Below are 14,754 nucleotides of genomic sequence, written 5' to 3' on the forward strand. Positions count from 1 at the left end.
GACTACTTAGTGTTTAGGAATGCGTTACGGCCGCAATTCCAGAGGGCAGATCGGGATATAAACAATCCGATTCAAGGGTTTGTAGATAGCCACTGCGTTGCGCCATTTCATGAGGTTGATGGTCAAGGCCGCAGATGATGAGTTTGATATTCCGAATTTTGCATAAATGCGCTAGTTCGGTAATGGCTTCCATTCCAGAGGTATCAATGTATATGACATTCTTCAAATCTAGAAGCAAGATTTGGGATGGTAGCTTTTGTTCAATCTTCTCTAACAGCTTTACTGCGCCAAAAAAGATAGCACCATAAATACGGTAAGCCTCAATTCGACCTTGATGATTTTCTAGGGCTGGGTAATGCTGGGTATCGGCGAGTTCGCAACGAGAGAGGCTGGAAATGCGATAGATAAAAGTAATAAAAGCAAAGAGTAGTCCCACTTGAACAGCAATAGTGAGATCGAGAATGACTGTTAAGGTAAATACGCTCAGAATGGTGAGTTGATAAGGCAGGCGGAACTGCTTCAGATCTACAAATTTTCGCCATTCACCCATATTCCAGGCGACATACATCAGAATGGCAGCCAAACTTGCCAGCGGTACATCTTTTGCTAATGGCGCGGCAAAGAGCACCACCATTAATAGTGTGCATGCATGAACTATGCCGGCGATGGGCGTCGTTCCACCACTTTCAATATTGGTGACGGTTCTGGCGATCGTGCCAGTAGCTGGCATGCCTCCAAAAAATGGGCTAACTAAATTGGCTACACCTTGTGCCATGAGTTCTTGGTTGGAGTTATGGCGATCATGAATTAAGCCATCGGCAATGCGCGCGCAAAGTAAGGACTCAATAGCGCCGAGCAGTGCGAGCGTCAGGGCAGGCGTAACCATGTATTGCGCCGTACTCCAACTAATCTGAATCCATTCAAATTGTGGCAAGCTTGATGGAATGCCGCCAAAGCGACTACCGATCGTATCTACTGGCAAGTTAAATAAACCTGTAATGACTGTTGCGATGGTCATTGCAACGACCGTACCAGGAAGATGACCAAACCATCCTAGTTTTTTGTGAATACATTTCCAAATCACAATGATCATCAGGCTGATACAGGCGATGCCTAGTGCAAACACATTGATAGTATCGGCGGCGGCATAAAGCGCCTGAATCATTGGAAAAAATTGTGCCGGCATTTTTTCAATACTTAAGCCAAAGAAATCTTTGATCTGAGAGAGTCCAATCAAGCAGGCAATGCCGTTGGTAAATCCAATAATCACAGCGATCGGTATAAAGCGCACTAGAGTGCCCAACCTCAATACGCCTATCAGCAGTAGAAACAATCCAGACATTGCAGTGGCAAGTAATAAATTCGGAATGCCGTAACGCTCCACGATGCCATACACAATGACAATAAACGCGCCAGCTGGTCCGCCGATTTGTACGCGGCTGCCGCCTAAAAGTGAGATCAGCCCACCGGCAATAATGGCAGTAAAGATGCCCGCTTCTGGCTTTAATCCGCTGGCAATAGCAAAAGCCATCGCCAGAGGAAGGGCAACAATACCAACAGTGATTCCGGCTAAAACATCTCTGGTGAATGCGCTACGGTTATAAACCTTAAAGGCATCCAGAATCTTGGGGTGGAAAATCATCATGTCTTATGAGAATCGATTGCCTACCCAATAGGCGATGCTAGAACAAAGGGCTGTCACAAAAGATCCCCAGACAATATCGATCAATGCCAGCTTCGTTGGAAAATTTCGAATGACAGCGAGATTGGTGAGGTCATAGGTCATGTAGCAGAACAAGCCAAATAACGCACCGTACAGGAGGGCTTCAGTGCAAGACTGCTTTGATAGGGCTGGAATGATGACAAAAATACAGACCCCGAGAGCGTAAATCAAATAAAAAGCCAAGCCTGCGATGAGCTTGGGTTCAGCGGCCATCAGAGCACCCATTTCATCGCGATACAGGTTTTTTGCGATACCTAGTAGCCAGATTAAATCGACCGTTATCAGGCAGACTAGAAACGATAGGTAGATCCCAAAATATTTGAGCAATTAATTTACCTTTTGATCTTTTATAGGCGAATAATAAGCATTATGATGGAAAGAGTAGATTGGTAGTTAATTTAAAGGAGATTGGTATGTTTAAGCATTTATTGGTACCGGTAGACGGTTCAGATATCAGTAAAAAGTCACTCAAAAAGGTGGCTGAACTTGCTAAGGCGGACGGCGCAGCCGTAACTTTGGTTTATGTATCCGATCCCCTTCCGCCTTTGGTTTACTCAGACAGTACTATGGGCTATGGAATTTCCGCTAAAGAGCACAAGAAGGTTTGTGAGGCTTATGCCAAAGATGTATTTAAAAAGGCGGCAACTGCTCTAGGCGCTGGTATCAAAGCAAAGACTTTGCATATTTCTAATACCAATCTTTCCGAAGGTATTTTGGATGGTGCCAAGAAGGCAAAGGCTGATGTAATTGTGATGGCTTCGCATAAGCGTACAGGCATCAAAGGCGTTTTGTTGGGAAGTGAAACACATGAAGTGATCGTGCACTCTAAGTTACCAGTATTGGTATTGGGTTAAGTCGACACCATTTCCTGAAGCATTAAAAATAAAGGGGTTCTTTCGAACCCCTTTATTTCAATCGATTTACATGCATGTTACTTAGCGTGTAATCGGACTTCCCAATAGCAAAATTTCTCTCGTTAGCTGACCGCTTTCATTGTCGCGCATTGACCACAAGTCCAGCTGAGTCTTAGAGCCGTATGGATCAACGTAAATACCATCTTTTCTGAGCTCAAAGTGAAGATGCGGCCCGGTTGATCTACCGGTTGAGCCAACATAGCCAATTTCAAAACCTCTCCTTACTTCATTGCCTAATTCGAGTTCATTGTTGTAGTTACTTAAGTGTGCATAGTAAGTGTGATAACCGCCTGGATGCTCTAAAACAATCAGGTTGCCAAAGGCACCGCTGTAGCCAAGATGCACCACCTTGCCATCAGCAACGCTAAAGATTGGTGTTCCAATGGGGGCAGCATAGTCGATGCCCATATGTGCACGGTAGCGTTGTTTTGCTTGGGTTGGCTTAGTTACGGTAGTGTTGGCTTTAGATCGTTTAACACTGCCGGCACGAACCATGCCTACACCACGAGAGATGCGTCGATAGCTTAGCGGATTGGTCCAAAACGAGCGCTCTAGTGCTTCACCATTGCCAGTAAAAAAAGCACCCGGAATATCATTGCGGCTTACCCAAAACGCGCTTGAAAAAATTTCACCATTACTGGGGTCAATAATCTCGGCAGCCCAAATCTGCGCCCATCTCTCGCGGTCACCAAAATCAACAATGAGTCGAACGATGCTATTAGTATTTTCAAGAGAATTATTATCTTCAGGATAAATCTGTTTAATGATGGAATTTAATTCCCAAACTAATTCCACCGGCAATTTATCGCCTAATTTGCGCTGGTCATATAAAACTTCTTTTAGAGGCACCCGAATTTCAGAGAGATTCTTAGATTCATTCCTTAGTAAATCTTGCTGAACCAAGAACCCACCAAAAGCAGATGGAGTAAAAGTCCACACTTCTGTCTTGCTGTCCTGAACTGGGCCATTCATGATGCTCAGAGAGTCAAAGCGATTGCGAGTGGTGAAAGCGGCAGCATAAGGTATGCAATCTCCGCGCATGCGATCAAAAAAGGCTTTTGTCTGACTTTTGAAGAACTCAGAAAATTGCCGGTTATCGATGCCAATCAGAGCCGGGAGATTATCTTCATTGAAATTACGCCTCAGACAACCTTGAGCCACGCGATAGTCTAGATTGGAATCGCTATCAAGAATGAGTTCACTAGGATCCTTTCGCCGAAAAAGACCAGGATTTAGACTCATGCTGGAACTTTTGGTATTTGCCCCAGAAGATTTGTCTTTAAATCCAATTTGCTTCGTATTTTGGATACTCACTTTTTTGCGAGACTGGCTTGATTGAGATTGCGCTAAGGGGCTAGTGCCCATGAGAAGCCCTATTAATAAACAGGCAATAGGGCGCTGGAATCTCTTCGCAAGCCGGGATGGAGCTAAAGCTTTTTTCTTCACCCCATCATTATCTAATAATGTTGTCAGGCACTCATGAAATTATGTTGTGGCGCAATAAATTTGGCTACTTTGCCTCAAACTGACAATTTCAATACTGGCTACAATGTTTTTTTTTCAAAAGGAGTTTAGATGCCGATCATCGAATCAGTCCAGGTTGCATCAGTCGCGGTGCCACTAGATAAAGTCACCTCATTTTCAACTCGAACTGTGTCTGAGCGCCACTATTGCATTGTTAAGGTTCGCGGTAAAGATGGCAATGAAGGCATTGGATTTTGTTACGTTGGTAGCGCCGGTGGGGACATCGCCAAGATTGCGGTTGAGCAACTGCTTGCCCCAAAGTTAATTGGTCAAAATAGCCACCGCAGCGAAGGTTTGTGGATGGATATGTATAACGAATCTATTTTGCAGGGTCGTGCTGGCGCTGTAATGCGCGGCATTTCTATTTTGGATACCGCCTTATGGGATCTAAATGCTCGTGCAGCGGGTTTACCCCTTCACCATTATTTAGGATCGGTAGTGGATGATCGTGTGCCTGCTTATGCCAGTGGCGGATATTACCTAGATGGAAAAACGCCTGCCAAGCTCGGTAAAGAAATGGAGTCCTATGTAAAGCAGGGCTTTAAGGCGGTAAAGATGAAAGTGGGAAGGCTCTCTCCATCCGAAGAAGAGGCTCGTGTGAAAGCAGCCCGTAAAGCGATTGGTGAAGATGTTTTGCTGACCCTAGATGCAAATAATGCTTGGCGTGATTTGCCAACGGCACTGGAGTATGTCAGACGTTTTGAGGCCTATAACCCATATTGGATTGAGGAACCTTTCTCTCCAGATGCAATTGATTTACATGCGGCCTTAGCTCGGCAAACCACAATTAATGTGGCCACTGGAGAAATGGAAGCAGGGCGTTGGCGCTTTCGAGAATTGATTGATGCAGGTGGTGCCGCCATTTTGCAATCAGATGCAGCCGTTTGTGGCGGCATTACAGAGTGGCGTCGTATCTCTGCCTATGCAGATGCCAAAGGTATTACTGTTTGCCCCCATTGGATGCATGATTTGCATGCCCCCTTAGTGGCGGCAACTCCAAACGCTCGGTTTGTGGAGTTTTTCTTGGATGATCAGGTGCTCAATTTTCGTCGTTTAATTAACAAGCAATTGACTTTCAAGAATGGCGACTTAATCCTACATAAAACTCCAGGTTTAGGATTTGAGTTTGATGAAGCGGCAATCAAGAAGTACGCCGGTAAAGATGCTTGGAAGAAGATTTCGAAGTAATTCTCTAAACTCTAAATTCCCTAATAAAAAGCCCGCGATTTTTTTAGTCGCGGGCTTTAGTTTTTATTGAGCAATCAATTTATGCGGATTTAGGCCGTAGCTTGAAATGTCGAATGATTTGAGTAGCGAGTACCAAACCAAAACCAATAAATCCTACCAAGTCTGCTTCAGTAGATGGGTAAGCGAGTGCCACACCAGAGGCCACCATAATGACGCGCTCAAACACTTTGGTTTTTTCAATAAACCAACCTTGTAGACCGCCAGCTAGGCAGATGATGCCAACGACCGCAGTAAACGAAACCCAGCTAATCTGTGCCCAATCCGCTTTTTCTAGGGCGTCAGTAGAGCCCATTAAAAGTAGGCTTACCCCAGACTTGTCTAAAACAAACATAAAAGGAACCAAGATTGCGGGGGCAACATATTTCCAAGTTTGTAGAGTGGTCTTATATGGATTGCCCTTGCAGATTGCCGCAGCTGCGAATGGTGATAGTGCAGTCGGAGGTGATACCTCAGACAATACTGCGTAGTAGAAGATAAACATATGAGCTGCAAATGCAGGCACACCCAAATTAATGAGGGCGGGAGCTGCAATCACTGCGCAGATGATGTAAGAAGCAGTTACAGGCACTGCCAGTCCCACAACCCAAACAACTAGTGCAGTAAAGATGGTAGTGAGAAGCAAAGAACCGCCCGCATACTGGATTACGATGGAGCTAAATTTCAGGCCAAGGCCAGTCAGGGTGACTGTTCCAACAATTAGTCCTGCACCAGCACAAGTCGCTGCAATCGCGAGAACACCAGTAGAGCCTGAGGCTAGCGCCTTAGTGAGATTGGAGTTATAGAGTCCAGAAAGAATTGGCTCTTTTCCTTTAAACCATGACCATGGAATGATGGCAGTATCCTCACGCAACATGCTGGACAGGGCGGACACAACGGTTGCCCAAAATACAGCCATTACTGGAGAGAAGCCCAGCAACATAAATACGACAATGGAAATCAGTGAGAAGAAGTGAAACCAATATTTTTTAGTCAACTGCCATGCGGTTTCAACAGATTCAAAATGAATGCTCTTCATTCCATATTTGCGCACATCAATTTCTACCATCACAAACAAACCTAGATAGAACAAGATGGTCGGAATGGTAGCCATTAATAGAACATCTAGATAGGAGATCTTGAGGAAGTCTGCAATCAAGAATGCTGCCGCACCCAATACGGGTGGTGAAATAATTGCGCCTAGTCCACCGGCAGCTAGCAGACCTCCAGCGGCATTTTTCTCGTAACCTACTTTTTCTAACATCGGTGCGGCAACCGAGCCGACGGTTACTGTAGTAGCAACGCCAGACCCAGATGGGCCACCTAACAAGAAGGAGGACATCACGATGGTTCTGCCAACGCCTGAGGATTTGCCGCCCATGGCCGCAAATGAGAAGTCGATAAAAAATTTACCTGCGCCAGTGAACTGAAGGAAGGCGCCAAAAATAGTGAAGAGAATAATCAGCGTTGCGGAAACGTCTACAGCTGTTCCATAGATGCCTTCTAGCGTCATATACATATAACCCACGAGTCGATCGAGATCATAGCCTTTATGGGTCCATGGCGCTGGCAAGTAATTGCCAAAAAGTGCATAAAGCAAGAACAAGATCGTGACGCTAACCAAGATCATTCCGTTCGTCCGTCGCACACTTTCCAAGATGAGCAAGATTAATGCAATTCCCACCATGACATCGGTTGGATTAGGCGCAGTATTACGATCCATGAAATCATCGCCACCACTGAGTATGTAATACGAAATCGCAATAGACCCGATTGCAAACACAATATCCCAAGGCATTAAGCGATTTTTGAAGCGAGCTGCGATGGGGAAACTCAAAAAGACCAAGAACAATACCAGCGCAACGTGGATGACCCGTAATTGTTGGGTAGGTACGATGGAATATGCGGCATATAGGTGGAAAAGAGACATACCGACCGCAACCAAGGTGATGAATTTGGCTAATAAACCTTTGTAGTCATTAGAGTCACCTTCTTCTTGCTTGATAAATGCGTCTAATTTTTCTTGGGTCTCGTTATCGATGACGTTTTGATTCATGTCTCAACCTATTATTTATATTAATTGTGTCTTAATGCACTGCTGTAAATCAAAAGGGGCGAGATTAACTCACCCCTTGTTACTTGTTAGTTTACTTTGACGTTCTTTTCTTTGTAGTACTTTAGAGCGCCTGGATGGAAGTCGACTGGCGACGCTTTTGCTTTCTGATTATCAAGACTCACATTCATATATTCCTGGTGAGTACGAACCAGATCCAGCTTATTGTCAAAAATGGCCTTGGTAATTTTGTATGCCTGATCATCTGGCATATTCGCATTGACCACTAAGATATTCGCAACAGCAGCGACCTTATTGTCCTTAGGCATGCCACTATAGGTTGCCTTTGGAATGGTGGCATCAAAGTAAAGATTGCCATATTTTTTGTTCATGGCGGCAACTTCTGCATTGGTATCAATCATCACGATCTTGGTACCAGGAGTGTTGGCAAGATCGGTTACCGCTGCAGTAGGTAGTCCACCAACCCAAAAGAAGGCATCAATCTTGCGATCTTTAACAGCGTTTACAGACTCAGCAACACTAAGACGCTCGCGCTTCACATCTTTATCTTTATCCAGGCCAGCCGCTTCAAGTAGGCGAAACGCCATTACTTCTGTTGCGCTACCAGGAGCGCCAGTGCTAATGCGTTTTCCTTTGAGGTCTTTCATGGATTTAATGCCAGTGGAATCTACTGTCACAACATGCATCAAGTTTGGATATAGAACCACTAAAGTTCTGAGGTCTACCTTCTTGCCATTGAATTTGCCTTCACCGACCTGAGCATCTTTAGCAGCGTCTGCCATAGAGAAGCCAACATAAGGTTTCCCGCTGCCGATAAGGTTAAGATTGTCTACAGAGCCGCCGGTTACTTCAGCAGTTGCTGACATTCCAGGAACTTTGCTGGAGAGTACTGAGGCTAGGCCGCCACCCATAGGGTAGTAAACGCCACCAGTTCCACCAGTAGCGATGGAAATATTTTGTGCTTGAGCGCTCACCCATAAAAAACTAAATGAGAGCGCAATGACTTTTAATAATTTCATATTAATGTCTCCGATAACGATGATAACTAGATTAAAGACCAGGCATGCTGAAGTTAATTTGCTTTAATTCGCTAATTAATTGCGCCTGTTGCTCGCTGGTGAGTTGCATGAGTGGTGGGCGAACGCGTAACCACTCAGGGTCATTGCTGAAATGTGCAACAGCAGTTTTCATGCCAGCAATCATCTGATATTTAGCAAATACACTACGTACCTTATCTAAGCCTGCTTGACGTTCATCTGCATTGGATTCTCTCCAGTGAGCTGCGAGATCGGCGATAGCCTGTGGATTCACGTTTGCTGTTGCGGAAATGCAGCCTACACCACCGGCACGTAGAGTGCGCATGAGGAATACTTCACTACCAGCATAAACACGGAAGCCAGAAGGCGCTAATAGCTTGATCACAGATTCAGTGTAAGCCCAATCTCCAGAACTATCCTTCATACCTACCACTGTTTTTGGATACTCTTTTGTTAAGCGCTCAAGTAAAGAAAGGCTGAGATTGATCTTTGTAACAGGCGGGATGTTGTAGATATATACCTGAAGTGCATCGCTACCCACTTTCTGAATTACCTCAGAAAAATAAGCAAAGAGACCGTCATCGGTGACATCTTTGTAGTAGAACGGAGGCAACATTAATACGCCTGCGCATTTGTGATTTACGGCATGACGTGTCATGGTTACGGTGGCGTCCATGGAAGTCGCGCCGGTACCAGGCATCATGTGTGCAGGATTTAAACCGCCTTCCACTAGCGCTGTGAGCGTGCTCATTTTCTGTGGAGCCGACATCGAATTCGCTTCAGAGTTTGTGCCAAAGACTGCTTGGCCAACGCCATTCGATTCAAGCCATTTGCATTGCTTCAGTAATTTTTGGGCATCTGGGTTGCCATCAGCCTTAAATGGTGTGAGTACTGGTGAGAGTACTGCTGGCAATGTAGAAGGATGCAAGGTAAGGGGCATGCTGACTCCGATTTAATAATGAACTTCAGATAGAAGTGGTTGTTGTTTAAAGAAAGCCTCTAAATTATCTACTGCTAATTTGGTCATTGCTACCCGTGTTTCTGAGGTGGCACTGCCGATATGGGGTGTTAATAAGACATTATCAAGTTTTAGAAACTCGGGGTTTGGATTTGGCTCATTATTAAAGACATCTAGTGCTGCACCGGCAATCTTTTTATGTTGCAGTGCATATAAAAGATCAGACTCATTAACGACGCTGCCTCGCGCAATATTGATTAAATACGAGCTTGGTCCAAGCGCCTCTAGAACCCCTGCATTCACTAGATTATCAGTCTCTGGTGTTGCGGGACAGGCCAGGAAGACGATATCGCAAGCTTTAGCTAAGTCTTTGATATTGGGGTAATAGGTGTATGGCACAGGCTTGGAGTTGGGCCCAGAGTAGGCAATCTCAACCTTAAAAGGCTCTAAGCGACTCGCCAGATCCTGGCCAATGCGACCCATGCCCACAATGCCAACCCGTTTGCCAGCAAGGGTGGTGGTTAACTGGAAGAGCCCTTTTGCCCAAGCACCACTTTTAACGTGTTCTTGAGATTCAGGAATGCGACGCATCAGACTTAGCATCATGCCAATAGCGAGCTCACAGACAGCATCGTTGAGAACGCCTGGGGTATTGGTGGCTTTAATACCTTTTGACTTCAGATAGTCCAGTGGGAGATTGTCATAACCCACACCACAGGTAGAAACCAAGCGAATAGTCGGGATTTGTTTAACCAAAGCCTCAGGCAGCTTGGTGTTGGAGCGAACCAGGATGGCTTCAAAATTACCTGGTGGTGGCGGGGCAGAAGGGTCAGCATGTCGAGTGGGGGTAAAGCGATGATCAATTTCCGCTTGCATAATTTCAGGGAAAAAGCCGACCTGTAACACCGAATTGACGGGAATCATGGTTGTCTCAAATTTTTATTGGAATAATGAGTCCATTGTATGAGGAATTTTAAAAAGAGGCCTAAGCCTCTCTAGGAGAACATTCATGTTATTTACCCCAGCAGAAACCAAAGTGGTCGTTGTGGGAGGTGGGACGATGGGCGCCGATGTCGCGGCAGTTTGTGCTCGTGGCGGTTGCGCTGTTCAGGTGGTTGAGCCCACAACAGAGCGTCGTGCTTTATTGCCAGATTATTTTGTCAACACCATGACTGAACTGGGTTACGAGAATCGCATTCATTTGCTATCAGTTGCAGGAACTCTTGAAGAAGTGGATTGGTCTGATATTGATTTAGTCATTGAGTGTGTGCCTGAGCGCTTGGATATCAAGCGTGAATTATTTGCAAAATTAGAGAAATACGCGAAACCAGAAGCAGTGCTAGCAAGTAATAGCACGAGCTTCCCGATTAGTGAAATTGCCGAAGGTTTAAAAACACCAGCACGCATGATTGGCTTACACTTTTTTATGCCAGCACACTTAATTCCTTGTGTCGAAGTTATTTATGGCTCAAAAACATCCCCAATGGTGGGTGATAGTCTGACCCGCTTAATGACGGCGTGTGGCATGGTTCCGGTCACCGTGAAAAAAGATTTGCCTGGATTTTTGGCTAACCGTTTACAGCATGCTTTATCGCGCGAAGCATTTGCCATGGTGGATGCTGGGATCTGCACGCCAGAAGATATTGATAAAGCGGTTCGTTATGGTTTTGGTTTCCGTTATATCGCGGCAGGCCCAGCTATGCAGCGCGATCATGCCGGTCTTGAAATACATGCGGCTGGTGGCGCTACGATTTATCCCACCTTAAATAATTCGTCGACGATTGCGAAGTGCTTAAGTGATCGGGTTGAAAGCGGAAAGTTTGGCATGAAGACCGGAGAGGGTTTTTATTCTTGGACTTCTGAATCAATTAAGGCGGAGCGTGAGCGTTATCAAACTGCCTTGCGTGAGGGCTTAAAAATCATTCAGAAAGAATTGCCAAAAATTAAGTGATGTCACGAATATGAAACTTGTGCAAATTTGGCGCAAGTTTATAAGTGATTAACACAACCGCTAGAGTTGCAACACCACCAAAAATAATGGAGGGCACTAAACCCAAGAGGCTGGCTGCAATGCCAGACTCGAGGGCGCCCAACTCATTAGATGATCCGATAAAAATTCCATTGATTGCGCTAATACGACCGCGCATATTGTCAGGCGTTGTGAGTTGCACAATGCTGCTTCGTATCACTACGGAAACTGAATCACAGCAACCTGAAGCAAATAGAAAAAATGCACATACCCACAAATGGGTAGATAAGCCAAACCCAATAATAGAAATTCCAAATCCCGCGACCGATAGCAGTAAATACTTTCCTGAGTCATTCAGAATGGGGCGGCTAGCAAGATAAATCCCCATGAGTACGGATCCTGCGGCAGGCGCGGCACGCAAAATACCAAGAACTTCAGGGCCCGCATGGAGAACTTCGCTAACAAATGCCGGAAGAATTGATACTGCGCCGCCAAATAGCACTGCAAACATATCCAATGCCATCGTGCTTAATATGAGTTCATGTTTTCTGACGTAATCAAAACCCTGCATAAAGCTTTTAAGAAAGTGCGTAGATTGTGCTGATTTTTCCCTATGGGCTTTGATCAAAGTAACGCCATAAAGACTAATAAGTCCGCAAAAGGCTGCCAAAGCATAAGTCCAGGTGAGATTGGTAAAACCAATCATCAGGCCGCCTAAACCAGGGCCAGCCACTACACAGATTTGGAAAGAGGCGTTTCCGTATGCCATGTATTTGGTGAGTTGTTCACGTGGAATGATTTGACCAAATAAGGCTTGGTAGGAAGGGCGCAATAATGCTCGAGCAATACCAACAAAACCGACTGCCGTATAGATCAGCGGTACAGGCGGGGATAACCAATCTAATGCAATCGCACATAAAAATAATGCAACGAGGACATGAATGATGGCAGCGATCGCGGAGATTACTTTGCGTGAGTAATGATCTACTGCATGACCAGAATAGAGTGCCAAAGCAAAGTAGGGCACTAGTTCCGCAAGTCCGATAAGTCCGAGCGAAATGACGCTGTGGGTAATTTCATAAAGATGCCATCCAACTGCCACCATCGTAATTTGATAACTCAGGGTGGCGCCGACACGGTAAATCAGCAGGGTTTTAAATGCTTTGCTTGGACTCATATTTTTAATGAGTTTAAGGGAATTTCTGGTTTATCTGATTTATCCTTGTCTTATGAAGAAAATCGTTCGTGTTTGGGATTTGCCAATTCGCCTGTTTCACTGGTTGCTAGTGGCTTGCATTATTGGAAGCCTGGTGAGCATTCATTTGTTTGACGGTGCGGTCGAGTTACATGCTTACTTCGGCTATTGCATTTTGACTCTGTTGGTCTTTAGATTGATTTGGGGTTTTGTTGGTTCAAGACATGCACGCTTCGCTTCTTTTATTCCTAATCGCCAATCAATCCTCAATTATCTGCAAGGTAAATCTCCGCGCTTTTTAGGACACAACCCGATTGGGGCTTTATCCGTTTTTGCCTTGCTATTTGTTTTGTGTGTGCAGGTGCTTACTGGATTATTTGTAGATGATGAAATCGCATTTCAGGGGCCGTTAGCAAAATACGTTCCGAATGCTGTTGTATCGTTCTTGTCTGAAATACATGAAGGCAATCAAGTGGTGATCTATGTTTTGATCACGATCCATGTTCTGGCCATTTGGTATTACAAGAGATTCAAAGGTGAAAACTTAATCAAGCCGATGATTACGGGCGATAAAGAAATTGACCCAAGCGAGGAAGCAAGTTATTTGCCTTCTGACTTGGGTCATGGCTCCAAGGATGGAGCTTTGCAACGGGGTTTGGCTTTATTGCTCTTAAGCCTAATTGCCATTACTGTGGGTTACTTCATTACGCGTTAAGAAAGCACCTTATTTTTTCTTGAAATCATCATGGCAGTTTTTGCAGCTTGCGCCCGCTGCACCAAATGCTTTCTTGATGCTTTCCAAATCGCCAGACTGTGCAGCGGTATTGAGGTTGGCAACAGCAAGTTGCATCTTCTCTGAAGCAGCTTTGAACTTCGCGTTATCAGACCAAATATCAGCTTGTGCTTTACCACCTTCGGTGCCAGGACCAAAAGCTTGCCATGGTAAAGTCGATAGTGTTGCAACAACCGCAGCATTTTTTGCAACTTCATCTTTGTTGTAAGGTGCCTCACCTTTAACAACGGCACCAATTTTTCCAAAGGAATTCGCCATTACAGTAAATGCGCTTTGACGATATTTGATGGCATCTTCTGAGTTTTTAAATTGAGCAATTGCTGTGCCTGCGCCTATTGCAAGAATCGTAGCTGAGCTAATGAATACTAGTTTCTGCAGTTTCATGGAGAACCTCTTATGCGTTATGTTGTGAATGGAGACCGCCTACTGTGAAATCAGCATACTCCAGATTATTGGGTTTTGCTGAGCCTGCTTAAAACAGCATTTGCAGGGGGTAGGTAAGTAAGTAGAGGACGCCCTTAAAAAATGCCATCAAGGGATCCATCCAAAGTCCGCCGATGATGCCTGTGAAAACGAGGCCTAAGACAATAAAAAATCCCCATGGCTCCAACTTGCCAAATGCGATCGATTGTCTGGTTGGCAATAAGCCAGAAAGAATCCTTCCGCCATCTAGTGGTGGGATAGGGAAGAGATTGAATACGAGCAAACCTAAATTCCAGAGGATGCCTGCTTGCGCCATGGCAATAAAAAACTTTTCATCGATCCCTAGGCCAACAAGCAGAATCAACAAGATCGCCCAAATCAAGGCTTGAATAAAGTTGGAGCCTGGTCCCGCTATGGCAACCCAAATGGAATCGATTCTGGGGTTGCGCAGGCGACCGAAATTGACGGGCACAGGTTTGGCATAACCAACCAAGAAGGGGGAGCCCGCCAAAATTAATGCCAATGGAATCAAGATGGTGCCAACGGGATCAATGTGCTTGGCGGGATTGAGGCTAACCCGCCCCAACATATAGGCAGTGTTGTCTCCAAATCTACGGGCGGCGTAGCCATGGGCTGCCTCATGGATGGTGATGGCAAAAATCAAGGGAATCGCATTAATTGCGACAGCTTGGATAGAATAGTCAGTAATCATGGCAATATGATATCCATAGGAGCTTAAAGTGACTGACGATAAGAAATCTGACCCCAAGACCCCCGCAAAACCGGTTGCTGCAAAGCCGCCAGCCCGCCCTCCAGCCCCTAAGGGCCCATCTGGCCCTGCTGGAAGGCCTCAGGCTGGCTTTGGTGGCGGAAAAGGCATGATGCGTAAGGCCGGCCGCGGTCGATAGTGGATAATTGCA

The 14,754-nt window shown here is 45.4% G+C and carries 15 protein-coding genes; 5 read left to right on the top strand and 10 right to left on the bottom strand.

From position 1 onward, the window contains the following. Positions 1–13: 13 nt before the first annotated feature. Both IC571_RS02355 and IC571_RS02360 read right to left on the bottom strand, forming a co-directional pair. The gene (locus tag IC571_RS02355; protein WP_215317785.1) at positions 14–1,642 is read right to left on the bottom strand and encodes a SulP family inorganic anion transporter; all 1,629 of its coding nucleotides are present in this window, start codon (positions 1,640–1,642) and stop codon (positions 14–16) included. A gap of 6 nt (positions 1,643–1,648) precedes the next feature. Beyond that, positions 1,649–2,050: a DUF2177 family protein gene (locus IC571_RS02360; protein WP_215317237.1), complete on the bottom strand. Its 402-nt coding sequence runs from the start codon at positions 2,048–2,050 to the stop codon at positions 1,649–1,651. A gap of 86 nt (positions 2,051–2,136) precedes the next feature. Between IC571_RS02360 and IC571_RS02365 the strand changes: the two genes are divergently transcribed. Next, entirely contained in the window at positions 2,137–2,577 is a 441-nt protein-coding gene (locus IC571_RS02365; protein ID WP_215317238.1) for a universal stress protein, read from the top strand. Positions 2,578–2,658: 81 nt separating this feature from the next. Here IC571_RS02365 and IC571_RS02370 read toward each other — a convergent pair whose 3' ends face one another. Beyond that, positions 2,659–3,879, bottom strand: a complete 1,221-nt coding sequence (locus IC571_RS02370) for a M23 family metallopeptidase (RefSeq protein WP_251373480.1) — start codon at positions 3,877–3,879, stop codon at positions 2,659–2,661. 333 nt (positions 3,880–4,212) lie between these two features. Here IC571_RS02370 and IC571_RS02375 point away from each other — a divergent pair, with 333 nt between their 5' ends. Then, positions 4,213–5,349 carry a mandelate racemase/muconate lactonizing enzyme family protein gene (locus IC571_RS02375; protein ID WP_215317239.1) on the top strand — a complete coding sequence of 379 codons (1,137 nt, stop codon included), beginning with the start codon at positions 4,213–4,215 and terminating at the stop codon, positions 5,347–5,349. Positions 5,350–5,428: 79 nt separating this feature from the next. Here IC571_RS02375 and IC571_RS02380 read toward each other — a convergent pair whose 3' ends face one another. From IC571_RS02380 to IC571_RS02395, 4 genes are all read right to left on the bottom strand, one after another. Continuing rightward, positions 5,429–7,441, bottom strand: a complete 2,013-nt coding sequence (locus IC571_RS02380) for a TRAP transporter fused permease subunit (RefSeq protein WP_215317240.1) — start codon at positions 7,439–7,441, stop codon at positions 5,429–5,431. Positions 7,442–7,527: 86 nt separating this feature from the next. Then, entirely contained in the window at positions 7,528–8,478 is a 951-nt protein-coding gene (locus IC571_RS02385) for a TAXI family TRAP transporter solute-binding subunit (protein ID WP_215317241.1), read from the bottom strand. Between the two features lie 31 nt (positions 8,479–8,509). Beyond that, positions 8,510–9,436 carry a dihydrodipicolinate synthase family protein gene (locus IC571_RS02390; RefSeq protein ID WP_215317242.1) on the bottom strand — a complete coding sequence of 309 codons (927 nt, stop codon included), beginning with the start codon at positions 9,434–9,436 and terminating at the stop codon, positions 8,510–8,512. Positions 9,437–9,448: 12 nt separating this feature from the next. Next, positions 9,449–10,378 (bottom strand): 2-hydroxyacid dehydrogenase, encoded by a 930-nt coding sequence (locus IC571_RS02395; protein ID WP_215317243.1) that lies wholly within the window; start codon positions 10,376–10,378, stop codon positions 9,449–9,451. Between the two features lie 85 nt (positions 10,379–10,463). On the opposite strand from IC571_RS02395, the gene IC571_RS02400 reads away from it, so the two are divergent. After that, positions 10,464–11,405 carry a 3-hydroxyacyl-CoA dehydrogenase family protein gene (locus IC571_RS02400; RefSeq protein WP_215317244.1) on the top strand — a complete coding sequence of 314 codons (942 nt, stop codon included), beginning with the start codon at positions 10,464–10,466 and terminating at the stop codon, positions 11,403–11,405. Here the strand turns inward: IC571_RS02400 and IC571_RS02405 are convergent. Next, positions 11,398–12,600, bottom strand: coding sequence for an MFS transporter (locus IC571_RS02405; protein ID WP_215317245.1), 1,203 nt, complete (start codon positions 12,598–12,600; stop codon positions 11,398–11,400). The two genes, IC571_RS02400 and IC571_RS02405, sit on opposite strands and share 8 nt — an antisense overlap. A 52-nt stretch (positions 12,601–12,652) precedes the next feature. Here IC571_RS02405 and IC571_RS02410 point away from each other — a divergent pair, with 52 nt between their 5' ends. Further along, a complete protein-coding gene (locus IC571_RS02410) occupies positions 12,653–13,333 on the top strand; it encodes a cytochrome b/b6 domain-containing protein (protein WP_215317246.1) in 681 nt (226 codons plus the stop codon). A 9-nt stretch (positions 13,334–13,342) separates the two neighbouring features. Here the strand turns inward: IC571_RS02410 and IC571_RS02415 are convergent, their stop codons facing one another. Together IC571_RS02415 and IC571_RS02420 are read right to left on the bottom strand one after the other, a co-directional pair. Beyond that, a complete protein-coding gene (locus IC571_RS02415; RefSeq protein WP_215317247.1) occupies positions 13,343–13,795 on the bottom strand; it encodes a cytochrome c in 453 nt (150 codons plus the stop codon). An 88-nt stretch (positions 13,796–13,883) separates the two neighbouring features. After that, entirely contained in the window at positions 13,884–14,546 is a 663-nt protein-coding gene (locus tag IC571_RS02420) for a site-2 protease family protein (RefSeq protein WP_215317248.1), read from the bottom strand. Between the two features lie 28 nt (positions 14,547–14,574). Here IC571_RS02420 and IC571_RS02425 point away from each other — a divergent pair, with 28 nt between their 5' ends. Then, positions 14,575–14,742, top strand: a complete 168-nt coding sequence (locus IC571_RS02425; protein WP_173955217.1) for a hypothetical protein — start codon at positions 14,575–14,577, stop codon at positions 14,740–14,742. The last annotated feature ends 12 nt before the right edge of the window (positions 14,743–14,754 follow it).

It is taken from the genome of Polynucleobacter sp. MWH-UH2A (genome assembly GCF_018687195.1).
Lineage (GTDB): Bacteria > Pseudomonadota > Gammaproteobacteria > Burkholderiales > Burkholderiaceae > Polynucleobacter.